14 protein-coding genes are annotated in these 23,533 nt (G+C 45.8%); 6 read left to right on the top strand and 8 right to left on the bottom strand.

What is annotated here, in order from left to right:
- Nucleotides 1-51: 51 nt before the first annotated feature.
- The 4 genes from QT994_RS00805 to QT994_RS00790 all read right to left on the bottom strand — a co-directional run bounded on the left by QT994_RS00805 (nt 52) and on the right by QT994_RS00790 (nt 4,432).
- On the bottom strand, nt 52-1,146 hold the full coding sequence (locus QT994_RS00805) for an ATP-binding protein (protein WP_333170925.1): 1,095 nt from the start codon (nt 1,144-1,146) through the stop codon (nt 52-54).
- 340 nt (nt 1,147-1,486) lie between these two features.
- Nucleotides 1,487-2,680 (bottom strand): beta-ketoacyl-ACP synthase, encoded by a 1,194-nt coding sequence (locus QT994_RS00800; protein WP_333170921.1) that lies wholly within the window; start codon nt 2,678-2,680, stop codon nt 1,487-1,489.
- A gap of 216 nt (nt 2,681-2,896) precedes the next feature.
- Entirely contained in the window at nt 2,897-3,682 is a 786-nt protein-coding gene (locus QT994_RS00795; RefSeq protein ID WP_333048185.1) for a peptidylprolyl isomerase, read from the bottom strand.
- 183 nt (nt 3,683-3,865) lie between these two features.
- Complete coding sequence (locus tag QT994_RS00790) at nt 3,866-4,432, bottom strand: photosystem I assembly protein Ycf4 (protein WP_333170919.1); 567 nt, start codon at nt 4,430-4,432, stop codon at nt 3,866-3,868.
- 203 nt (nt 4,433-4,635) lie between these two features.
- Between QT994_RS00790 and psbD the strand changes: the two genes are divergently transcribed.
- The 3 genes from psbD (at nt 4,636) to QT994_RS00775 (ending at nt 11,659) form a co-directional block, all read left to right on the top strand.
- Nucleotides 4,636-5,694, top strand: coding sequence for a photosystem II D2 protein (photosystem q(a) protein) (gene psbD, locus QT994_RS00785; protein WP_006635450.1), 1,059 nt, complete (start codon nt 4,636-4,638; stop codon nt 5,692-5,694).
- A gap of 157 nt (nt 5,695-5,851) precedes the next feature.
- Nucleotides 5,852-7,231 (top strand): photosystem II reaction center protein CP43, encoded by a 1,380-nt coding sequence (gene psbC, locus QT994_RS00780; RefSeq protein ID WP_333170917.1) that lies wholly within the window; start codon nt 5,852-5,854, stop codon nt 7,229-7,231.
- A gap of 570 nt (nt 7,232-7,801) precedes the next feature.
- Nucleotides 7,802-11,659: a GAF domain-containing protein gene (locus QT994_RS00775; RefSeq protein WP_333170915.1), complete on the top strand. Its 3,858-nt coding sequence runs from the start codon at nt 7,802-7,804 to the stop codon at nt 11,657-11,659.
- A 91-nt stretch (nt 11,660-11,750) separates the two neighbouring features.
- Here the strand turns inward: QT994_RS00775 and QT994_RS00770 are convergent, their stop codons facing one another.
- From QT994_RS00770 to QT994_RS00755, 4 genes are all read right to left on the bottom strand, one after another.
- Nucleotides 11,751-12,854, bottom strand: coding sequence for an RNA-guided endonuclease TnpB family protein (locus QT994_RS00770; protein ID WP_333170912.1), 1,104 nt, complete (start codon nt 12,852-12,854; stop codon nt 11,751-11,753).
- 515 nt (nt 12,855-13,369) lie between these two features.
- Nucleotides 13,370-19,399, bottom strand: a complete 6,030-nt coding sequence (locus QT994_RS00765; RefSeq protein ID WP_445243852.1) for a PAS domain S-box protein — start codon at nt 19,397-19,399, stop codon at nt 13,370-13,372.
- A 232-nt stretch (nt 19,400-19,631) separates the two neighbouring features.
- Entirely contained in the window at nt 19,632-20,645 is a 1,014-nt protein-coding gene (locus QT994_RS00760) for a PleD family two-component system response regulator (protein ID WP_333170906.1), read from the bottom strand.
- 205 nt (nt 20,646-20,850) lie between these two features.
- Nucleotides 20,851-21,150 (bottom strand): hypothetical protein, encoded by a 300-nt coding sequence (locus QT994_RS00755; RefSeq protein ID WP_333170903.1) that lies wholly within the window; start codon nt 21,148-21,150, stop codon nt 20,851-20,853.
- A gap of 328 nt (nt 21,151-21,478) precedes the next feature.
- Here QT994_RS00755 and QT994_RS00750 point away from each other — a divergent pair, with 328 nt between their 5' ends.
- The 3 genes from QT994_RS00750 (at nt 21,479) to tpiA (ending at nt 23,524) form a co-directional block, all read left to right on the top strand.
- Nucleotides 21,479-21,691: a hypothetical protein gene (locus QT994_RS00750; RefSeq protein WP_333170900.1), complete on the top strand. Its 213-nt coding sequence runs from the start codon at nt 21,479-21,481 to the stop codon at nt 21,689-21,691.
- An 846-nt stretch (nt 21,692-22,537) separates the two neighbouring features.
- Nucleotides 22,538-22,723: a PCP reductase family protein gene (locus QT994_RS00745; RefSeq protein WP_006633749.1), complete on the top strand. Its 186-nt coding sequence runs from the start codon at nt 22,538-22,540 to the stop codon at nt 22,721-22,723.
- Nucleotides 22,724-22,798: 75 nt separating this feature from the next.
- The gene (tpiA, locus tag QT994_RS00740; RefSeq protein ID WP_333171254.1) at nt 22,799-23,524 is read left to right on the top strand and encodes a triose-phosphate isomerase; all 726 of its coding nucleotides are present in this window, start codon (nt 22,799-22,801) and stop codon (nt 23,522-23,524) included.
- The last annotated feature ends 9 nt before the right edge of the window (nt 23,525-23,533 follow it).

Genomic DNA, 23,533 nt, shown 5'->3' with positions numbered 1-23,533 from the left:
AGTGATAAAGTTCTAAGTAAATCTCTCCTTACCTACTTAAAATCGACCTAATCAAGCGATGATTTTCGGCAAGCGGATATAAAAAGTTGTGCCTTTTCCGTCCTCTGACTCATAAGTAATTTTCCCTTTGTGAGCCTCAACGATCGACTTAACAATCGCCGTTCCCAAGCCAGTACCAGTCCGCTTGCCATAAGTCACAAACGGTTCAAATAACTTTTCCTTAATTGTCGGCGGAATGCCGGGGCCGTTATCGTAAATGCTAATTTCTGCCCACTCCTCACTTTGTGTCACCGCAATCTCCACCCGACCCCCTCTGCCGCCAAAAGCCTCAACAGCATTCCCAACTAAATTTTGTAAAACGCGCAAAATCTTATTTTCATCCGCTTCCACTATTACTTCTGTCACCCGTACTGCTAAATTTACTTTTGCTGCTTCACAATAAACTCTGTTCAACTTTTCAAACTGCTGCAACGTCTGAATTAGATTAATGGGTTTTTTATGTAATACATAATTACCGCGCGAAAACTCTAATACTTCTTCAGCCATCCCCAACATTCGCTGAACCTGCAATTGAATAAGTTCGCACCACTCCTGAGTTTCCTCATCTTCGTGCATTTCTTTGAGCATTTCTGTGGAGAGTTTAATTCCGGTAAAAGGATTTTTAAAATCATGAATAATTGTGCTCACCATTTCTCCTACTAATACCATTTTTTGTTTGTGTACTAACTGGCTCACATATTGATCCGTGGTGTCCCGTAAATTTTTAGTAATGAAACTAAACATTTGCAGTACCGAACTGCCTTTAGCAAACTGGAGAGTTGTTATTAGTTCTTCACGGCCTATTTTTGCCAAAGTCGAGCCTGCAACGGCCACAGCTCTAGCACTGCGAGGTTCTCCGTCTAACACTCCGAGTTCGCCAAAATAATCGTCTGGCTTAGCCACAGCAACAGTTTGATATTTATTGTTTTCAAGCCGCTTGCTAAACTCGACTTTACCTTCTAAAACTAGATATAAAAAATCCGCTGTTTCTCCTTCTTCAAAAACCAACGTTTCCTCCGCAAAACACTCCACTACAGCTATTTGGCAAAGGTGAGCAGCTTGCTCTGGTTCAAAATAAGACATAAATCGATGAGATGCCAGATCCATGTGAAAATACCTGGGGCTTAATTTAAACAGTTTATTTCTTCTATTTGTGCCGATGATCGGGAGCGGTGCGTTAATCAAATACAATACTGCTTTAACCTGCCTCTCTTTTCTAGCCTCCTAGGCTTTGACGCAAGAATAAGCGTCGGGATGCAGAGCCAGACTAGGACAGCACCACCAGCAATCTCACCAAAATTCTCAGTTAATTGACTAAAATACATAAATATTGTACTATTTGTGAGATTTAAATTGGCTCTGCGGGCGGGTTCTCCGGCCACCTCAGAAGATTTTAACTGTAGAAATATCGTGTAATTTAAAAGCCGATCGACCGAGTTTGCAAAAATTAACACTCGCCCGATAAAACGATCGCAGCATTCTGCCCGCCAAAGCCAAAACTCAAACAAACCGCGTTTCTCACAATAGCCGATCGCGCACAGCGAACAAAATCTAATTCAAACCCCGGTTTTTTCATTCCAACGCAAGGTGGCAACATCTGATATTTAATACTCATCAAACAAAAAGCCACACCCAAAGCTCCCGAAGCTCCCAAAGTATGACCCGTAGCCCCCTTAGTCGAACTAACAGCAACTTCTCGGTCAAATAACTTCTCAATTAACAGTGCTTCGTGTCGGTCATTTAACTCAGTTGCAGTACCGTGAGCATGAATAAAATCTATATCAACCGCTGCTAAATTGCTCCGTTTCAAACATTGATTTACCGCCGCGATCGCACTTTTTCCCCCCAGATCCGGCGAGGTAGCATAGCAAGCATCATTTGTCAAGCCAAAACCGGAAACTCTACCGTAGATTTTAGCGCCACGACGCCTTGCCAACTCGGCAGATTCTAATACAAATAAAGCCCCGCCTTCACCGAGCACAAAGCCTTCTCGATTTTCATCAAACGGATAGCACCCAGTGTTTGCCAAAGCACCCATCCGGCTAAATCCAGCCAGAGTCAGCGGTGTTATAGGCGCTTCCACAGCACCTGCGATCGCCCGCTGACACTCACCAGTGCGGATTAAATCAACAGCACGGGCGATCGACCAAATACCCGTCGCACAAGCAGCCATCGGTGCCAATACCGGCCCCGTCGAACCAATTGCCCTCGCCGCTGCGATCGCCCCCATGTGAGGCAAAAAATTCACAAATTGAGAATTGGGAATCGGTAATTGACAATCTGGAATCGGTAATTCCCTTCTCTCTTCCCTCTTCCTTCTTCCTTCTTCCTTCTTCCTTCTTCCTTCCCTCGCCAATTGTTCCAAATTTCCCTGGAAACCGCGGCTAGAACCGATCGCAATCCCGCAATCCGGCAAAGGCAAAGTCAAATTAGCATCTTGCAAAGCATCTGTTAAGACCTGCCGAATTAAAGTTATTAAATCGGCAGGTTTAGTGCTAATTAAAGCCAAAGGTCGCCGTTCTAGTTCTAAAAAAGGTTGATGCAGATCGATTCCAGATTCTCCAGACAGCAGTCTTTTCCAGCCTGTTTCCAGAGTCCCTAAACCCGAAACAAGACCAATTCCCGTAACAACAACATCCATAGCTAAGCCGATTTTAGATTTTAGATTTGGGATTAAAAGAAGAATCAGGCCAGACGATTTTAGATTTTGGATTAAAAAGGGATAACCTAAAATCTAAAATCCAATTCCCTTATCTCAAATCCCGAATTTACAAGCCATCGGATCGCTCTCCTGGGGATAATCTAAAGTCTAAAATCCCAAATCTAAAATCCAAAATCCAAAATTGGTTAACTACCTTCAGCTACCAGCCTTAAAATTTTCCAAGCCCTGAGTAACAGTAACCTTATCAATGCGATCACCCGCTTCAATCTTATCAACAACATCCATCCCTTGCTTCACGTACCCAAAAACCGCATAACTCCCGTCCAAAAACGGCACATCGGTCAAAGTAAAGTAAAACTGAGAAGAAGCCGAATCAGGACTCTGCGAGCGAGCCATAGCAACAGCCCCGCGACTGTGCATCAACACGGGTTTCTCCTTAACCCCAGCTTCTTCTAGCGTTTGGCTGTAAGTCGGATTTGCAGCACCTTTAGCTTTAATTTCCAGAGGAATCCTGCGCTCGGTAGAAGTTTTCGGGTCAATAAAACCCCCAGTTCCCAGTCTCGCTGTAGGGAATTTAGGGTCTTTACCCTGGGGGTCGCCGCCCTGAACTACAAAAGGCTGAGGTTCCCGCACGACTCGGTGAAAAACCAATCCGTCGTAGACACCTTTCTGAACCAAATCGACAAAATTGCCAGCAGTAATTGGCGCATTTGTGCCGTCGAGTTCGATCGTAATTGGAGCACCTTTAACCGTCATCACCACCGTTGCTTTTCCTTGCAAGCGTGGCAAATTGCTAAATTGCGAACCCGCCGCCACAACCGCAGGAGAGGGAGACGGAGACAAAGAAATACTTTCACCCGACGCCGGATTCGGTGTGGGAGTCGAGTTTGCAGCAGGGGAACTACCGCATCCCCCGACAAACAGCGCGCCTATTATTAAAAGTGAGAAAAACCACCGCTGAATTTTGATTTGCATTTGCATTTGTATTTTTACTTTGAGTCTATTACGGACTTGGCAACTAGAGATTTTAATTGATAGATTCAAAAATTGGTAACGGATCTACTCGCCGATCAATCTTTTTCACTTATCAGGTAGGTAAGGTGCGCCGAAGAGCACCCTACGAGGCATTACTACGAGACATTACCAATCTAAAATCTAAAATCTCTAAAGTCCTTCTAGAGGAACTTGCAAAAATCGAGCCAATTCGGCCGCTTGATTTTCCACTTCAGACAAAGCAATCGGCTGTCCGACTCTCGTCAGGGGAAACTGACGGCGGTCTTTGAGCTTAAGATAAATACTGCGGCGGGGATTGAGACCTTCTTTAATGTCCACCCGCACAGATTGCACCTCCGATGTCTTGCAATTAAAATCAACTTTGCGGTTTTTGCCGGGAAAACCCCAGCGAAAGATCCGAATGTTACCAGTTTGCCGATCGAACTCGTTGTAACCGCCACCGACATCCCAGAGAATAGTCAGCCACAGGTAGAACGCCAACAGCACGCCACAGACACCGTAGAAACCCATCGCAATGCCTTGGGGGATGAAAACAAGCAGAGTCGGGTCAGCAAAAGGCAGCAGGTTAACGTGCAAGTAGCTGGAAATGCCCGACAGCAGGAAACCAGTCCCTCCAATGCTGACCACCGTCGCCCACCAGTAATTGCTGAAGCGGCGGGAGCCCAAAACCGGGTAGCGCAGGACAGGATCGATCGAGGTCATTGTTTTTGCAGTCATAAAATTAAACAGCCTTAAAGCCAAATCTTAATTCAATTAGCCCACCGAGCGTCACGCTTCGCTGACGAGATCGCGATCGACCGATCGGCATTGTGTATCAACTCCTGCTAATTATGTTGAAAAATTATGAACTTCTAATATATAGTTATGTTAACTTTAATTAGAAACCTTGGTCTTTTAACAAGCAAAAGGATTTTACCGCAATGACAATCGCAGTCGGACGCGCCCAGACCGAAAGAGGCATATTTGATGTCCTCGACGACTGGCTCAAACGCGATCGCTTCGTCTTCGTAGGCTGGTCTGGCATCCTGCTATTCCCCTGCGCCTACCTAGCCATCGGTGGCTGGTTAACAGGCACCACCTTCGTCACATCCTGGTACACCCACGGTTTGGCAAGCTCCTACCTCGAAGGAGCCAACTTCCTCACCGTAGCAGTCTCCACCCCAGCCAACAGCCTCGGACACTCCCTGCTGTTCCTGTGGGGCCCCGAAGCACAGTGGGACTTCACCCGCTGGTTCCAACTCGGTGGGCTGTGGACATTCGTAGCCCTCCACGGTGCATTCGCACTGATCGGCTTTTGCCTGCGTCAGATTGAAATCGCCCGTTTAGTCGGCATCCGTCCTTACAACGCCCTAGCATTCACCGGCCCCATCGCCGTGTTTGTGTCGGTGTTCCTGCTTTACCCCTTGGGTCAATCAGGCTGGTTCTTCGCCCCCAGTTTCGGCGTCGCAGCAATTTTCCGCTTTTTGTTATTCCTGCAAGGCTTCCACAACTGGACGCTCAACCCGTTCCACATGATGGGCGTTGCAGGCATCTTGGGCGGTGCGCTGTTGTGCGCCATCCACGGTGCAACCGTAGAAAACACCTTGTTTGAAGACGGCGAAGGCTCAAACACCTTCCGCGCCTTCAACCCAACTCAGTCAGAAGAAACCTACTCGATGGTGACAGCCAACCGTTTTTGGTCGCAAATCTTCGGAATTGCCTTCTCCAACAAGCGCTGGTTGCACTTCTTCATGTTGTTCGTACCTGTCACAGGCTTGTGGATGAGCTCCATTGGCATCGTCGGTTTAGCATTAAACCTGCGCGCCTATGACTTCGTATCACAAGAATTGCGCGCTGCTGAAGATCCTGAGTTTGAAACGTTCTACACTAAGAACATTCTGCTTAACGAAGGCATTCGTGCTTGGATGGCTCCTACCGACCAACCTCACGAAAATTACATCTTCCCTGAAGAAGTTCTGCCTCGCGGTAACGCACTTTAAAAAAATGCAGGATTTGGATTTCAGATTAATTTAATTTTTTTAAACTAATCTGAAATCCAAATCCCTACTCCCCGGCGCAGGCGCGGTTCTCCCGTGCCCTACTAGGGAACAAAAAAACCCAAAATCCAAAATCTAAAATCGTTGGAGGTTCTACCGGGTGGTAACGCTCTCTAATTCCTACGCAAGCGGTCGCGACCAAGAATCCTCCGGGTTCGCTTGGTGGTCTGGCAACGCTCGTTTAATCAATCTCTCCGGCAAACTGCTGGGCGCCCACGTCGCTCACTCTGGTTTGATCGTGTTCTGGGCCGGTGCAATGACTTTGTTTGAAGTCGCTCACTTTATCCCAGAAAAGCCCATGTACGAACAGGGCTTAATCTTGATGCCCCACATCGCTACTTTGGGTTGGGGCGTCGGCCCCGGCGGTGAAGTTACGGATATCTTCCCGTTCTTCGTAGTCGGCGTTCTTCACTTGATTTCATCTGCTGTTCTCGGTTTGGGCGGCATTTATCACGCCGTTCGCGGTCCGGAAGTTCTCGAAGAATACTCTTCGTTCTTCGGCTACGACTGGAAAGATAAGAACCAGATGACCAACATCATCGGCTACCACCTGATTCTGTTGGGATGTGGCGCTTTGCTGCTGGTAGCTAAAGCCATGTTCTTCGGCGGTGTCTACGACACTTGGGCTCCGGGCGGCGGCGACGTGCGTATTATCACGAACCCCACTCTCAACCCGGCTGTGATTTTTGGCTACTTGACTCGCTCTCCTTTTGGTGGCGAAGGCTGGATTTGCAGCGTCAACAACATGGAAGACATCATCGGCGGTCACATCTGGCTTGGCCTGATTTGTATCGCTGGCGGTGTTTGGCACATTTTGACCAAGCCTTTCGGCTGGGCTCGCCGCGCCTTAATTTGGTCTGGCGAAGCTTACCTGTCTTACAGCTTGGGCGCTTTGTCCCTGATGGGCTTCATCGCTTGCTGCTTTGTCTGGTTCAACAACACTGCTTACCCCAGCGAATTCTACGGCCCGACGGGCCCGGAAGCTTCTCAAGCGCAAGCTTTGACCTTCCTGATCCGCGACCAACGCTTGGGTGCTAACGTCGGTTCTGCACAAGGCCCCACCGGTCTGGGTAAATACCTGATGCGCTCTCCTACTGGCGAAATCATTTTCGGCGGTGAAACGATGCGTTTCTGGGATTTCCAAGGCCCTTGGTTGGAACCCTTGCGCGGTACTAATGGTTTGGACTTGAACAAAATCAAGAATGACATTCAGCCTTGGCAAGCTCGCCGCGCCGCTGAGTACATGACTCACGCTCCTTTGGGTTCTTTGAACTCTGTGGGCGGTGTGGCGACTGAAGTTAACTCGTTTAACTTCACTTCTCCTCGTTCTTGGCTGTCTTGTTTCCACTTTGTGATGGGTTTCTTCTTCTTGGTCGGCCACTTGTGGCACGCTGGTCGCGCTCGCGCGGCTGTCGCTGGCTTTGAGAAGGGTATCGATCGCGAAAATGAAGCGGTACTTTCTATGCCAGACTTAGACTAATCGATCGAATTTATTTCTGATTTGACTGTCTAGTTGAAAAAGGCTCCTGCTTAACGGCAGGAGCTTTTTTTTGATCTGATAATATCGGAAAAAGCTGCGGATTGTCGATCGACCGTTCTCGCTCGCCGGCCAGCAGCAGATACAATCCTAGACGTAGAAACCCGGTTTCTGAGTCAACATTTTGAATTACAATACTGTTTCTTTCAGTAAGCTGGTTCCTGAGCGAGCTTTGGCATCCATGACTGAGATATTTCGCCGCGACATTAATCGGTGGCGGTGAATGACTCTGCAAGCCTTGAAACTTGACAATTTTAATCGGTTCGGGTATAAAGCTTGCAAGGCAGGCTCTACAAAGTTTATATTTAAAGTACAAGAGTTTTAATCCCACACAATGGAAAGTTGCAATGGAAAGTTGCAATTTTAAGGCACATCGCTAGCGGTGCAAAAATAATCGACGATCGCCCTCAGGATATTTATATTTTATTAAATGGCTGTGCTTGCCGATTTTTTTAACAGGCACAAAACTTTTGGGCAACTTATGGTTATTGCTAGGAAAGCAAAAGATTAATAATGGACTCATTAAATATCGAAAATGTCAAGGTGAGGTTCGATCGAGCAAATTTGCTCGAACGCATCGCCAACCGCATTCGCCGCTCTCTAGAACTACCCGAAATTTTGAGCGCAACAGCAGCGGAAGTTCAATCCTTCTTGGGAACAGACAGAGTAAAAATCTACAAATTTCATAGCGACGGTAGCGGTGAAGTGATTGCCGAATCCATTAACGACAACCGCTTGCCATCCCTATTGGGACTGCATTTTCCAGCAGAGGATATTCCCCCTCACGCCCGCGAACTGTTCGCGCAAGTACAGGTGCGATCGATCGTCGATATAGATTCCGGGCAGCTAGGTCAAAGTCCGCGCCGCGACGCGGTTTCCGGCCAACTGCTGCCCGAGGAAATGCGCTTTCGCCCGCTCGACCCCTGCCACGCTGAATACTTGACTGCACTCGGCGTCAAGGCTTGCTTGATAGTACCAATTTTTCACGGCGAAGAATTCTGGGGCTTGTTGGTATCTCACCACTCCGAGCCCCGGAGTGTGGCAGAAAACGAACTGCAAGGTGTTCAGATGGTGGCAGATCAGCTCGGCGTCGCCATAGCCCAATCAACCCTCCTCGCCCAAGCGAGGGCGAAAGCTCAACGGGAAGCTGCCGTCAATCGCGTCGCCACAGCCCTTAACTCCCAGCCGGCGATTGAACTCCAAACAGCTTTGGCAGAATCTGTAGCAGCACTAGAGGCAGCAGGCGGGAGGCTGTGCATTTTCGCCACGCCATTCATTTCCGACAGCAGCAAGGTTACGAATCTCGTTCCCTATTCGGATAAGTCCACTGGCGAACTCACAGTCTACACTTGCGGCTCAGGGCCGAAGATGGGAATTTCCGCAAAGTACCCGCAGGTTGAGCAATACAGCGTCTGGCACGAATATTTTAAGTCCGGCGAGCAACAGGTTTGGGCAATTCCCGACTTGTACCAAATTAGCAGTTTGAGAAGCCTGCAACCTGCATTTCGATCGACCAAAATTCGCAGCATTTTAATCGTACCGCTCAGAACCCGCCAGAAAATTTTCGGTTACTTGACCATTTTTCGAGAAGAATTTGACACAGAAACTCTCTGGGCGAGACAGTTTGATAGCGACGAGCGGCTCGCCCAATCTCGGATATCTTTTGAAGCGTGGAAAGAGTCAAAAACTGCCCAAATTCGCGAATGGAAAACAGAAGAAATTGAATTGCTGCAAATTTTTGGCACCCACTTTTCTAATGCTATTAACCACTACCAACTCGATCAACAAATAGAAGAACTTAACACAAATTTAGAAAATCAAGTTCAAAAGCGCACCGCTCAACTACAGCAGTTGACCCAACAGCAGCGAGTGCTGTTTGAAGTGGTCGCAAAAATGCGGAAATCCCTCGACTTGAACAAGATTTTTAGCACGATGTCCCAGGAAGTGCGGCGGGCTTTAAATGCCGATAGAGTTGCGGTTTACCGCTTCGATTCCGCATCACAATTTAACGACGGCGAATTCGTTTCCGAAGATGTTTTGCCAGATTTTGTGTCAGCAATGGCAGTCAAAGTGCACGATCGCTGCTTCGGAGAAAACTACGCCAATCTCTACTCTCAGGGACGAGTTCACACAATGTCCGACATTAGACAGGCCGGACTGCAAGATTGCTATGAGCAACTATTAGAGCAATTTCAGGTCAAAGCTAGTTTAGTTGCACCAGTGATGAAAGGCAAAGACCTTTGGGGGTTGCTGTGCGTACACCAGTGTTCGGCTCCCCGCCACTGGAAATCTTCCGAAATTAAGTTTGCTACCCAAATTTCCGCTCAGCTCAGCATCGCCTTAGAACAAGCAGATCTGCTCGCTCAAACTCAGCAGCAAGCAGTTGAGTTGGAGCGGGCAGCCGAGCAGGAGCGGATACTGTTTGAGGTAGTTGCTAAAATTCGACAATCTCTCGATTTAGATACAATTTTTCGCACGACAACTACAGAATTGCGGCGGATTTTAAAGGCAGATAGAGTTGGTATTTATCGCTTCGATCCGAGTTCAAAGTTTAATGAAGGCAAATTTATTACTGAAGATGTTTTGCCCGGTTTTTGTTCGGCAATGGATGTGAAAATTCGCGATCAGTGTTTTGGCGAAGACTATGCAAATAAATACAGCCAGGGACGCATTCAAGTGTTGCCCGATATCGAAAGTGCGGGACTATCAGACTGCCACTCTGCTATTTTAGCTCAATTTCACATTAGATCTCAGGTGATTATGCCGCTGATGAATGGCAGCGAGCTTTGGGGCTTGCTGTGCGTGCACCAGTGCGACAGTTCGCGCAATTGGAAAACTTCGGAAATCCAGTTTGCTACGCAAGTCGGAGCTCAGTTGAGTGTAGCATTAGAACAAGCAGATTTGCTCGCTAAAACGCGGCAGCAAACGATCGATTTGAAGTTGGCCGCCGAGCAACAGCGGATACTGTTTGAAGTGGTGGCAAAGATTCGAGAATCTCTCGATATCAACGCAATTTTTAAGACTGCAACCCAAGAAGTTTGTCAGTTTATGCAAGTCGATAGAATTGCTGTTTATCGCTTTACTCCTGATTGGGGTGGCCAATATGTGGCAGAGTTTGTGAAAGATGGCTGGATAAAATTGGTAGGGGAAGGTATCAGTACGATTTGGCAAGATACTTATTTGCAGGAAAACCGAGGTGGGAGGTATGTCCATAATGAAACTCTAGCCGTTGACGATATATATCAAGCTTGCCACTCGGAGTGTGTTCTCGGTATTTTAGACCAATTTCAAGTGAAGGCTTATGCGATCGCGCCGATTTTTGTAGGACAAGAACTTTGGGGTTTGCTCACAGCATATCAACATTCTGGACCCCGCAGTTGGGAAGGTTCAGAAGTTAACTTTTTAGCTCAGATTGCCAATCAATTAGGCGTAGCTATCCAACAAGCTGATTTGCTGGCTCAAACCAGACGCCAAGCAGAACAAATCGCTCAAAGTTTAAAGGATTTGCAACACACTCAAGCTCAATTGATTCAAACTGAAAAAATGTCTGGTTTGGGGCAACTGGTAGCCGGGATTGCTCACGAAATTAACAATCCGGTTAATTTTATTTACGGCAATCTCGATCACGCTACTGAATATACTGCTAGCTTACTGAGTTTGCTGGAACTTTACCAGCAGCAATATCCCGATTCTAGTCCTGAAATAGACAAATTGAGTGAAGATATTGACTTGGAGTTTCTGCTAGAAGATTTGCCAAAATTGCTATTGTCAATGAAAGTAGGAGCCGATCGCATCCGGCAAATAGTTTTGTCTTTGAGGAATTTCTCTCGTCTTGACGAAAGTCAAATGAAGGCCGTTGACATTCACGAAGGGATTGACAGCACGCTGTTAATTTTACAGCACAGACTGAAATCTAATGCTGACAGTGCCAACATTGTGCTAGTGAAAGAATACGGCATTTTGCCTCTGGTTGAGTGTTATGCTGGACAGTTGAATCAGGTGTTTATGAATGTCATCGGGAATGCGATCGATGCTTTGGAATCGCACAAGTTGCTCCCTGGTCAATCTGTAGTTCCTCAAATTAAAATTTCTACTGCTGTCGGTCAACTTAATGGTACTATTCCTAGCGCGCAGATTCGGATTTCTGATAACGGTACGGGAATTTCGGAATCTATGAGAAAACGCATCTTTGACCCTTTTTTCACGACTAAGGCGGTGGGAAAAGGTACAGGATTGGGACTGTCAATTAGTTACCAAATTGTGGTAGATAAACACGGCGGCGTTTTAAAATGCAATTCGGAATTGGGAAAAGGTACTGAGTTTGTGATCGAGATTCCGCTCCGACAGCAGTCATTAGTCATTAGTCATTAGTCATTCTTTTGACATACTCCCCCGGCTGAAGCACGGGGGATTCTAAGCTCAGACAGCGATTGCAGGCATAGCCTGTCTAACATCGCCTAACTTAACGGTTGATGCCAAGAAAAACCAGCAAGTTATTCTTAGCTGCATTCTCGTCTCTGTCGTTCACGTTCTGACAGGACGGACATCGCCATTCTCTCGTATTCAACTCTAACTTTTTTAGGACGTGTCCACAATGATTGCAAGTCTTCGAGGATGGATACCACTGATCAATGAAGAGCACCTGCTTATTTTTTTTCTTGGCAACCCATTCGAGAATTTGGAGAAATTCGCCGAATGCAAGGTCTAAGATTTTACGTCCCCAAAGTCGTTGCATTCCTTTTAGATTCAACGTCTCAAAGTACAGCACGTCGAACTTATCAGTTAGTTCGTGAGCCAATTTCCAGAACCAATCAGAGCGATGATTCACTACGTCCTCGTACTTGCGAACTAGATTGAGTCTTGCTCTTTCCCGGTTCGCTGAGCCTTTCCGTTTTTTGGAATGCTGACGATTTGCTTTCTTAATAGCGTTGAGGGACTGTTTCAGAAATTGCGGTGATTCGATTTTCGTTCCATCTGAGCAGGTGAGAAACGTTTTTAAGCCGAAATCAAAGCCAGCGATTCTACTCGTCTCGACTTGGGTTTCAGGTTCTTCAACGCTGTCAACGACCACAACCATAAATAGCTCTCCTAATGTCGTGCGTTTAATGGTTAACGTCTTGACCGTCCCCTCTATCTCTTGGGAATTCCAATACTGATAAACGCGATTCCCAATCTTAATTCGATTGCCGCCTAAGAATTTGTAGCCAGCTTGCTTGAGAGTGAACGATTTGTATCTGCGAACTTTCTTGAATCCGGGCGGTCTAACTCCTTTCTTGTGATGCTTAAAACACAGTTGGTAGGCTTTCTCAATGCGTTGGCAGATATCCTGCACAGCTTGAGAGCCGACCGTTTGCCCGAACGCTTTACGCTTTCTGTGTTTGGCAATATGCGATTGAAGTTTTGCACAATTCAAATGCTTTCCCCACATCCGGTAGTACCGTTTATGGAGTGCAATGCAATGGTTGTAGATCACCCCGGCAGCATTGATACTTCGCTTGAGGTGTCTATTCCGCTTGCTTTGATATAGCTTAAACTTCAATGTTTTTATGCTATTATTGTAGAACATCTAGATATACTTTGCCATAAAAAAGAGCGTATTTTTTATGCTGACTGATGAAGAGTTTGAGAAGCTAGAATCTTACTGCAAATCACCCCGCAGATAGAAATCAGATGCTCTAAGGGAGCTTATTAGAAGCCTTAAGATCAAGAAAAAGCCGTCAAGCGAAGGACGAGGCTTTAAACCCCATTTTTCGGTAAAATCCAGCCAACAGCGATGCCCTGAGCGAAGCCGAAGGGTCAACAATCACGGACGCTGCAACCAGAATTGATATTATTAATCTGCGTTAATCTGTGTTAGTCGGTCTGTATCGGCGGTTAAAAAAAGAGAATGTATTAACCGCAGATGACAATGGATTGACGCTGATTCACGCAGATGCAGATCAGAGATATATGAATAATTCCGATGCTAACAGATTTGGAATCAGGCTTGATCGTGCGTATGCGATCGCATAGCCACCTTGCGGCCTCGCGTGTGACAGTTGCCTAAGTCCTGATGCAAAAAGATGCCTATTTAATTGACTTTCATAGATTAGTTTCGCTCTTTTGTAGTTCTTGTTGGAGAGTATTCTTGACACGATCGTACTCAACCTCGATTTGAGCCAAAAGCGTTGAGGCTTGATCGAGTTCACCAGAGGTACTCATGACTTCTAACCTGCCACAAAGCAGGGCCAGAGGAGCCGCGCTTAGGTTTGCACTACTGCCTTTGAGGGTATGAGCGGCTCGCTTTAGAGCTTGAGTATCCGCTTGGGCGATCGCAAATTTCATAGCTTGTAGCAACTTTAGAGCTTCCTCCAAGTAGCAGTTCGCCAGCAAGCTCAAAATCTTGGTGGAATCTTGATCGATGCTGCTACAGAAGGCTTGCAGTTCTGTGAGGTTAACCGCTAGTACATCAATTTCTGGCGGGTTGCTATCTGATTCATCTTTTTGGGCCTGCTGCTGTTCCTGGTTGGGTTGACACTGACTCAGCGCTTGGATGAGAGCCTCTACTCGAATTGGTTTACTGATATAGTCATTCATGCCAGCATCCAGACAAAGCTCGCGATCGCCCTCCATGGCATTCGCTGTCATGGCAATAATTCGGGGACGAGCATGAGCCGGCCACTCCTCACCAATACGACGGGTGGCTTCTAGCCCATCCATCTCTGGCATTTGTACATCCATCAGCACTACATCATAAGGCTGGCGATGCAGAGCTTCCAAGACTTCTAATCCATTGGCAGCAACATCGGCCCGGTATCCCAAACGCTCTAACAGCAGCAGTGCCACCTTCTGATTCACCAGATGATCCTCTGCTAACAGAATTCGCAGTGGAAGTCTCTGGGCCAGTTTAATATCATCCTGAACAGAGCTAGGGGGCCGCTGTTGAACTTTTGTCGGTTGAGCTTGTAGCACCTGGGTCAGGACTTCATAAAGTTGGGATTGTTTGATGGGTTTGCTTAAACAAGCCGCAAAGTGGGTAGAGAGCTCTGAAGAACTCGCTTCTGGTTTGCCCATTGAAGTCAGCATCACTAGGGGTAAACGGTGGCACTTAGGATGCTGGTGGATGGCTGAGGCGAGTGTGAGGCCGTCCATGTGTGGCATTTGCATATCTAAAATAGCGACATCAAACGTTTCTCCATTCTCAAGCCAGTTGAGCGCTTCCACCGCCGATTGGGCAGCGCGAATCTGCATCCCCCAAGTCTGGGCTTGTAACGTCAGAATTTGTCGGTTAGTGGGCAGATCATCCACGATTAATAAATGCTTGCCAGATAGTTCTGGTAGCATTTCAATCGGTTCGGCTAACTCAGCAGCAACAGAGGATGCCACAATCGTGAAGTAGAAGGTGGAACCAATTGTGACTCGATGAGGCTTAGCGGCTTGCCATTTGGGTGAAGGGGTTCCTCCGACGTGGCCGGAGCTCTCAACCCACATCATGCCGTTCATCGTTTCACTAAGTCGCTTACTAATTGCCAGACCTAAACCAGTCCCTCCATACTGCCGAGTCGTCGAAGCATCTACTTGGCTAAAAGACTTGAACAGTCGATCGAGGCGGTTGGCTGGAATGCCAATACCTGTGTCTTGAATGGCAAATTGGATTTCATACAAGCTTTCTGGCAAGTTCCCTGGCTCAGAAATCGTTTTGTCAGAATCAACTACAGAGGCTTGCACCGAAATGGTAACTTCCCCAGTTTCAGTAAACTTAATCGCATTGTTGAGCAAGTTAACTAGAATCTGACGGAGACGGGTGACATCACCCAAAATGAACTTAGGAGTTTGAGGGTGGATCAGGTAGCCCAACTCAATCCCCTTCTCATCTGCTTTAACTGCAAGTTGGTCGATCGCACCTTCTATGCAATCTCTCAAGTTCAAGGGATACATTTCTAGCTCCAGCTTGCCCGACTCAATTTTGGAGAAGTCAAGGATGTCGTTGATGATGCTCAGGAGGGTATCCCCACTATTGCGAATGGTCTCGATAAAGTCTCGCTGTTGAGCCTTGAGTTCTGTATCGAGCAGTAGTCCCGTCATACCAATAACCGCATTCATGGGAGTGCGAATTTCATGGCTCATCATCGCCAGAAACTCACTTTTAGCTCGGCTCGCTGCTTCTGCTTCCCGTTTAGTTTGCTCCAGGGCAAAGTTTTTCAGAGTTAATTCTTCTCGTTGTCGAGTTTCTTGCTCTAGTAATTTGGCTTGAGCTAGGGCAATTCCTACTTGAGCCGCGACTGATTCTAGCAACTCGATTTGATCGGCAGTCCAATGACGGTAGCGATCGCACTGGTACAGACAAATGGCACCATTCGGTTCTCCTTGGTAAGAGGTTCGCACTGCTAATGTCGATCTCAATTTGAGACTGGTAAAAATTGAATTAGCAAAGGTGAGCAATGAATCGCAATAGACATCCGGGGAGGCGATAGCTTCATCTTGAGCCATCAACTGTTTTGTATAAGCAGGACTCGCCACCAGAATGTCATACTCGCCACTAGGGGCCGAGCCCACTGCTAGATACTGTGCAACGACAGGAAATTGAGGCTGCGGATTGTCCTGGTATGTGCTAATTAAGCAGCGACTGACCCCAAAAGTTTGCCCAATCTGAATAGCAGCCGTTTCAAATATCTGCTGAGCATTGAGGCTTTGACGAATTTCTTGGGTAATTTGCTTCAGCAGTAGGGCTTTTTGCAACTGTCGTTGTAGTGCTTCTTCTGCCTGCTTGCGATCGGTAATATCCTTCATGAAGCCGTGATGCCCCACAAAGACATTTTGCTCGTCATAAGCAGAAACCATCACCACTTGTTTATAGAAGCTAGAGCCATTTTTTCTCATCCCTCTAGCTTCGACTTCAACTCTGCCTTCTCTCAACATCTGCTGATAAGCAGCCGCCATCTTCTTAACATCTTCAGGATGAAGAGTTCTTTGCCATTCCATCCCTAGCATTTCCTCAGGCTGATATCCGGTGATGGCAGCATAAGTAACATTGACAGAGATATAGCGTCCTTGAGTATCCAGCCGAGAAATGCCTGCCACGGCATTTTCTAGGGCCGCACTCATTTGTTGTAGTTCTGCTTCGGCTCGTTTGCGATCGGTAATTTCAATGAGGATGCAACCCACTGCTATAGGCTGCTCTGCATCCTTGAAAATGGGAAAGTGAGAAGCGAGCCAGTAGCGGTTGGCACCGGTTTGACTGGGTACTTCTGGGCTCCTTTCCAAGTTGATTGAAGGTTGTCCAGTGGCTAAAACCTGTTGTAACAGGACATTCACATCATGAGCAAATTCCCCCAAAATATCCTCGGTTGTCTTGCCTAAGTGAGCCTCCACAGAGTGGCCATAAATTTCAGCTAATGCCTCATTGATTTGTAAAAATCGAAACTGCCGATCGTGGATACAGAGCCCCACCCCTGCTAGGGAAGCTCCTTTAAAGAAAGCATTCAATAATTGCTCTCTGGCTTGAATTTCCTGCTCTAACTTTTTGCGGTTGGTAATATCGCTGTGAGAACCAGTCATACGCACAACTCTGCCCGCGGCATCGGAAAGTGCTTGCCCTCTAGCCAAAATCCATTTGTAGCTCCCATCCTTGCAAAGCACTTGATATTCTGTAATATAAAAGGGAGTTTTGCGCTGAAAGTGATCTTGAATGGCTTGCATCACCCATTCGATATCGTCGGGATGAACTCGCTTACTCCATTCATCTAAGTGATTCGGGATTTCATGTTCCTGGTAGCCCAACATCTCTTTCCAGCGAGCCGAGAAGAATACTTCATTCGTGTTGACGTTCCAATCCCATACCCCATCATTACTACCACGTAGGGCGAGTTGCCACCGCTCTTCACTGGCTTGCAGAGCGACTTCTGACTGATGCCCTTCTATTTCACTACCAATCCACTGAGCCATCAGCTTCAGCAATTCCACATGGGCAGATTTAAACCTGTCTGCACGGGGAGATTTACTAGAAAAGCTGAGGGTACTGTAGACTTTGCCTGCAACTAACACTCGTGTTCCCATATAAGCTTCTATGCCAAGGGCAAGATAGGCAGGATGGTAACGCCATTTGGACGTGCCTAGATGTTCGATGGTTAGGGGTTCATTTGTGTCTAAAGCTTCACAGCACAAAGTTTGCTTAATATCAAAGACATCACCTGGTTTCAGGACTCGATCGGGCGATCGCACAGCCATCACCTCATAACGATTATCTTGCACACGAGCCAAGATGCCACATTCAAGGCGAAATGTCTGACATCCCATGTCAATCAACGCTTGGATGCGCTGCTCAAAATTGAGATTTTGGGTAGCAGTGACTTCATATAAAGCTCGTATTGCCGCCTCTCTTGTTCTTAGTTCAGCTTCGGCTTGTTTACGTCTCTTAATTTCAGCTTTCAGAGATCGATTGATTTTGGATAATCTTTGCGTTCGTTCTTGAACCCGTTGTTCTAATGTAGCGTTGACGTGTTTAATCTCCCTAAATTTTTGATTGAGTGCGATCGCCATCAATTGAAAATTGCTAGCAAGCTCGTTGATTTCCGTAACAGAGCTATGTTTCCATTCAAATGTTTCTTCTGAAAGCTTGTTGGGTAAGTCAGTAGTCGCAAGAGCTAAAAAGGATAACGGCTTGACCAGTCGTTCGCTAACCACCGTTGCAAACAAAAATGCCAACATTGTGATGACGAGAAGAATAATCAGATCTATCCTGTAGCGGTTTTGTAAATTTTCTACATAGGGAGCTGCTGGAATTTCTAAGCGTAATCTCCAGTTCAGCTCAGGGGTAATCGTAAATTCCTGTATATATAGAGAGTTTTTCCAACGGATCATCGGATAGTTGCCCTTGTTAGCAACCCACTGCTGCAAGGTTCCCTCTAAGGTGCGAGTGCTGCCGTGCTTTGACTCTTGAACACTGGTCAACAGCTTTTGGTGGGATTGATTACTCGCAATAACTTGGTTGTTTTGATCGAGCAATGTAATGCGTAGTTGCTGATTGTTTTGCTGAAAAATGTATAGAGATTGGATCTGGCTTAATGCTAATGAACCGTGAATAAGCCCAAGGAAATGACCTTTAACTTGCAGGGGAACATTCAATCCTACACGAGGTTCGTCAATTAATAAATCGTTGTGGATAGGAGTCATCCAAGGTCTCAACCGCTCTTGAGCCAGGGTAATTATAGATTTATGTTCGGTGCTTTGTTCAATCAACCGCCGACGTGTTTGATTTAAAGGAGGAGAAGCTGCTAAAACTGTTCCAGATGAATCGGTCACATAAATGTTGTCGAAATCAGGAAACCACTGCTCGATCATGCTAATGTCTTGTTGCAGTTGATCGGATGATTGAATCGCTTGATTCGCAGCAGTGGCGGCTTCAAGGAGCGATTTTTCCGCTAATGTATTCAACGCTAAGAGATGTCGCTGATGCCATCTAGATACACCGCTACTGAGATTTGTCCCGTTTGTTTGTAACTCAGTTTGCACAGTCGTCTGAATTTGAGCGACCAAGTATCTACCATCAATAACTAATAAAAGCAGTCCTGGAATAAAGACAAAAGCAACCAACAGATGAAAAATAGTTTGTTTTAATGAAAGGGCATGGACTTTCTTGGAACGACCAACCTGTTTATCAACGGGTGCATAAACAATGATAAAGCTGGCGACTAAGGCATTAAAAATGCCGTTGACTGCTTGTTTGCACATAACTAGGAGGACTTGAGCAGCCTCCAGGTGGATCATTTGACCGTAGAAAAGCCAAACCAGAGGCATTCCAATTAAGAACCAGTAAAGCCCATCAAATAAAAGGAGGTTCGGACGTTTACGCTTGCAAAAAAAACCTACAAACAGAGCCTCAATGACCAAAATAATTGTGGCGTATGGATGATGCCAAAGTAGATAAGTATAGCTGCCTGCTATTAGACTGGCAAAACCTCCCCAGCGCCAGCCGAAATAGTAAGTAATAATCAGTATTGCAATACTGCCAAAGAGAAAATCAAGCCCAAAGAAAAGAGATAAACTGAAATAGTTGCCCAGAAAACCCGCACCAGTGAGAAGGGCGATCGCACCAAACCATCTTTGATCACGCACTGAGCTAGCTCCTCCCATAAACTTCTAGAATCGCTACTTGCTGAATATAAACTGATTTTGATAATAAATCGTCGTAGAGACACTCTGGTTCTATCTCTGACCGTTTCCCTGAAGGTCGCAAAACCGATTATTTAGGCTTTAATCTTTAATACTAAAATCAAGGCTTACTCATGCAGAACTTGATATTTAGCTAAAATTTTAATAAATAATTATTCCCAATTTCGATAGGCATAGTTTTTCCCCTTATGATTTAACGGGTGAATTTATTAACTGTATGAATCTTGGTACAAAAAGTATTACGACCTTTGTCTTTAGCTTCATAAAGTGCTGCATCGGCAGCAGTAATTAAATTTTCTGGTCGGATCTCTTGGTTAGGAATCACACTGGTAATACCGAAGCTGAGCGTAACGTAATGATTCGGAGAACTATTATGTACTATTGCTAAAGCTTGGATACGAGCCTGCATTTCCTTAACGATTTGGACTGCTCCCTCAAGCTCGGTGTCGGATAAAATCACTACAAATTCTTCACCTCCATAACGTGCTACTAAATCTCCAGCTCTATTAATACTGCGATTGAGAGCTTCCGCAACTTGCTGTAAACATAGATCCCCTGCTTGGTGTCCATAAGTATCGTTATAAGGCTTGAACAAATCGATATCACACAAAATCAGTGACAAAGGAGTTTGCTGCCTCGTCATGCGTCGCCACTCCTCCTCTAGCTGTTGGTCAAACTGACGGCGATTGGCAATCTGAGTCAAACCGTCAATTGACGCTAGGTATTTTAATTGTCGATTGGCGGCCTCTAGCTGCTTGTAAAGTAGGGTTTGTTGCTGTTGCAAATGGAATTGCTGAATCAATCGTCGCACTCTCTGTCCCAGAACAGCCCAGTGAATCGGCTTAGTGATATAGTCAGCAGCTCCCGCTGCAAATGCTCGATCGACAGATTCTTTGTCTTCCAAGCTAGTAATCATCAAAATAGGTGGGCGATCGCTCTGAGCCACTTCAGATAATTTTTGACAACAAGCAAAACCATCCATAGTGGGCATCACTGCATCTAGCAGGATGAGGTCTGGATGTACTTCCTCATAAGCTGCTAGCCCTGTCAACCCATCATTAGCTTCAGCCACTCGGTATTTTTCCTTCTGTAAATACAGTCGAAGTTGCAAACGAATTAAGGCATCGTCATCCACGATGAGAATTAGAGAGGACGGTTCCGTAGATGGGTTAGTCGAAATGGCTGACTCTTCTAATGATTGATACATACGTCATGGTGTATCTTAAGCTGGGGAAACATTCTAGCCTAGCATATTTTGAGCTTGGGATGGAAAGTTAAAAATTGGCAAATATGTCATACATTATACACCAGCTAAGCTGCCGCAACAAAATCCTAGGCAGCGTCAGGTTTGTTAAACCAACAGCCACAGTCTACTTAAAATTTATCGCTTTTTTTGGGGGATATAAAGTCTGCTAACTTGCGCTAATTTTTGCAATAATTAAAAAGTTTTTACAACGTGGAGCGAACTTTGACGAAGGATCGCCAGATAACCGGCCATCGTTCGTGGGATAATATGCTATATTTCTCAACTTAATTCCTGCTTTTTCAGGTGCATCACATTCCTCCATTGTCCCACCAGCGATCGTCCGCTCTATTTTTGGGGAATACATCTTTTTGATCACGCGATCGCGTATAGCTTCCCCCTTGGTTGAGCGTTTTTTCGCACCAAGAAGCTCTGACTGCAACATGGCGTAAGCTTTGTTAACAAACATTTACAGCGTTCTGCGCGAGCTGGGATAGGTTTTGTCTCTCCTTTCTCCCCATAATCCCTCCAGATAGTGTCTAAACTCATTTCTTTGGGCTTGAGTGTGAAACACATCGTCAAAGCGCTGGCACCATCTTTCAAATCATGGGGGCATGGATGTCGAAACTGTTTCTCTGATCAAATTCCATCAGGAAACAGACTAACCTAAAAAGTTTACTCTATATATCTTAGCTCTATTTCTCGCTCAATTTTTGGCTAAAGTCCCACTGTTAAAAACAGAAGCTATACTATATTTACTTGGAAATAGCAAGTTAAGTTGATGGAGGTCACTTACTATGGAAGTAGCACTGCCAGATTTTTCTCAAAGCTTTCAAAAAACGAAGGAAGTTTGGACGGAGCAACTCAGAAAAGCACTTAATTCTGTTTCAGAAGCAACAGCAGAAGCTAAATCTTCTCTCTCCGAATCTGCATTTCAGGCAAAAGAAGCTCTCAATCAAACTACTAATTCAGCAGTTAATACTGTTAATCAAGCTACGAACAATGCTTGAGGTACTGTAGCCGATAAAACTGAAAAAGCGAGGATTTCTATATTTGAAGTCACGAATCAAGCCGTTAGTCGCGTCAGTGAAAGTACAAACAAAGCGGTTGATGCTGTTTCTCACTCTGCGGCAACTGCTAAAGAAAGTATTAATCAAACTACTAACTCTGCGGTCAATACTCTGAATCAAAGCACTAGCCAAGCTGTAGAGAGTGTAAATCAAGCTACAGAAAAGGCTAAGGCTTCATTAGAAGATAGCATTCACAACGCAGGCAATATGATGGGTGCCGCTTCAGATGCCCTTCAAAGTGCTGTGCTATCAATGGTACTGTTAAAGAGTGGATTGATTCGGACGCTGTAGTCTTCTGGTTGGTGAGTCACCCGCTGATATCTTTAGCAATGATACTGCTATTTATATTCATTAAATAGGTTTTTTTTCAGGCTTTAGGTAGCTTTTTTGCAGGAGGAGGGTTATTGGTTATGCAAAGACCGGGAAAATTTATGCAAGGGATTTTGAGTGTGGCCTCTAAATTTGTAAGTAATTTCGGTGGAGTGGCTGTAAACTCATTGGTTTCAAAGAATCCCGAAGACAAAAATAATTCAGCTTTATAATTGAGGGGAGTTGAATCAAAAAGTTTGGAGTCTCAGGAACGAATTGCTAATATTTTGACAAGGTTGGAGGGAATTCGACAAGAGCAGAATCAGCTTTTACAAGAAGCGTCGGCTATTTTAGGAAACAAATTTAAGGCAGAGTGAGAAGGTGTCGCCCGATCGCAACTCGTGGTAAATTTAATACATCCAGGCTTTCCATCAAAGCCAGATCCATGAAGGCTTGTAGTCGATCGCTTAATACGCCATGCCCGATTCCGAATTTTCCGATGATTTAAAATGGACGCCAGAAGCCAAGGCGAAGCTGAAAAATATTCCGTATTTTGTCCGGGGACAAGCTCGCGTCCGCATCGAGCAGTTGGCGCGCGAAGCCGAAACCGAAGTCGTCACCGTTGACTTAGTGGAGCAAGCTCGCATCGAGTTTGGGCAATAAGAGCTCCAAATGTACCCTAAAGCTTTAAACTATAAGTTGCCTGATTTTGATGTTCACAGAGCTACTGAGTCACCCGTGCGGAAAATAGTTATTGCTGGCAACTGGAAAATGTACAAAACTAGGGCAGAATCCCTAGAGTTTCTTCAAGGATTCATGTCCTGTCTAACGGAAACCCCAGAGGAACGGGAAGTCGTGCTTTGCGTTCCCTTCACTTCCTTGGCTGTCCTCTCGAAAAATTTGCACGGCAGCCGGATTAGACTCGGTGCTCAGAATGTTCACTGGCAAGAGTCAGGAGCTTTTACTGGGGAAATTTCCGGGCCAATGCTGAGTGAACTTGGTGTCCGTTATGTCATCATCGGCCACAGCGAGCGACGCCAATATTTTGGGGAAACTGACGAAACGGTGAATTTGCGGCTGAAAGCTGCTCAGAAATACGATTTAATTCCGATTCTGTGCGTTGGGGAAACCAAGCAGCAGCGAGATGCAGGCGAAACTGAAGCTCACATTTTTTCTCAGTTGGCAAAAGATTTGGTTGGTGTTGACCAAAATAAGTTGGTAATTGCTTACGAACCGATTTGGGCGATTGGCACTGGCGATACTTGCGAAGCTAAGGAAGCTAACCGAGTTATTGGTTTGATTCGCAGTAAATTGACTAATCCTGGCGTGCCAATTCAGTACGGCGGCTCCGTCAAACCGGAGAATATTGATGAAGTTATGGCGATGCCTGAGATTGACGGGGTTTTGGTTGGTGGTGCTAGTTTGGAAGCTGCGAGTTTTGCTCGAATTGTCAATTATCAGTAATAGGTAATA

Source organism: Microcoleus sp. S13_B4 (genome assembly GCF_036700885.1).
Lineage (GTDB): Bacteria > Cyanobacteriota > Cyanobacteriia > Cyanobacteriales > Microcoleaceae > Microcoleus.
Note: the sequence above shows the minus strand (reverse complement) of the source record. Positions and strands in the feature narration are given on the sequence as shown.

Bases quoted from the DNA above. Each gene is read 5' to 3' on its own strand.
- QT994_RS00805 (WP_333170925.1), bottom strand. From the start codon at position 1,146: ATGGATCTGGCATCTCATCGATTTATGTCTTATTTTGAACCAGAGCAA.
- QT994_RS00800 (WP_333170921.1), bottom strand. From the start codon at position 2,680: ATGGATGTTGTTGTTACGGGAATTGGTCTTGTTTCGGGTTTAGGGACT.
- QT994_RS00795 (WP_333048185.1), bottom strand. From the start codon at position 3,682: ATGCAAATGCAAATCAAAATTCAGCGGTGGTTTTTCTCACTTTTAATA.
- QT994_RS00790 (WP_333170919.1), bottom strand. From the start codon at position 4,432: ATGACTGCAAAAACAATGACCTCGATCGATCCTGTCCTGCGCTACCCG.
- psbD (WP_006635450.1), top strand. From the start codon at position 4,636: ATGACAATCGCAGTCGGACGCGCCCAGACCGAAAGAGGCATATTTGAT.
- QT994_RS00775 (WP_333170915.1), top strand. From the start codon at position 7,802: ATGGACTCATTAAATATCGAAAATGTCAAGGTGAGGTTCGATCGAGCA.
- QT994_RS00770 (WP_333170912.1), bottom strand. From the start codon at position 12,854: ATGTTCTACAATAATAGCATAAAAACATTGAAGTTTAAGCTATATCAA.
- QT994_RS00765 (WP_445243852.1), bottom strand. From the start codon at position 19,399: ATGGGAGGAGCTAGCTCAGTGCGTGATCAAAGATGGTTTGGTGCGATC.
- QT994_RS00760 (WP_333170906.1), bottom strand. From the start codon at position 20,645: ATGTATCAATCATTAGAAGAGTCAGCCATTTCGACTAACCCATCTACG.
- QT994_RS00755 (WP_333170903.1), bottom strand. From the start codon at position 21,150: ATGTTTGTTAACAAAGCTTACGCCATGTTGCAGTCAGAGCTTCTTGGT.
- QT994_RS00750 (WP_333170900.1), top strand. From the start codon at position 21,479: ATGGAAGTAGCACTGCCAGATTTTTCTCAAAGCTTTCAAAAAACGAAG.
- QT994_RS00745 (WP_006633749.1), top strand. From the start codon at position 22,538: ATGCCCGATTCCGAATTTTCCGATGATTTAAAATGGACGCCAGAAGCC.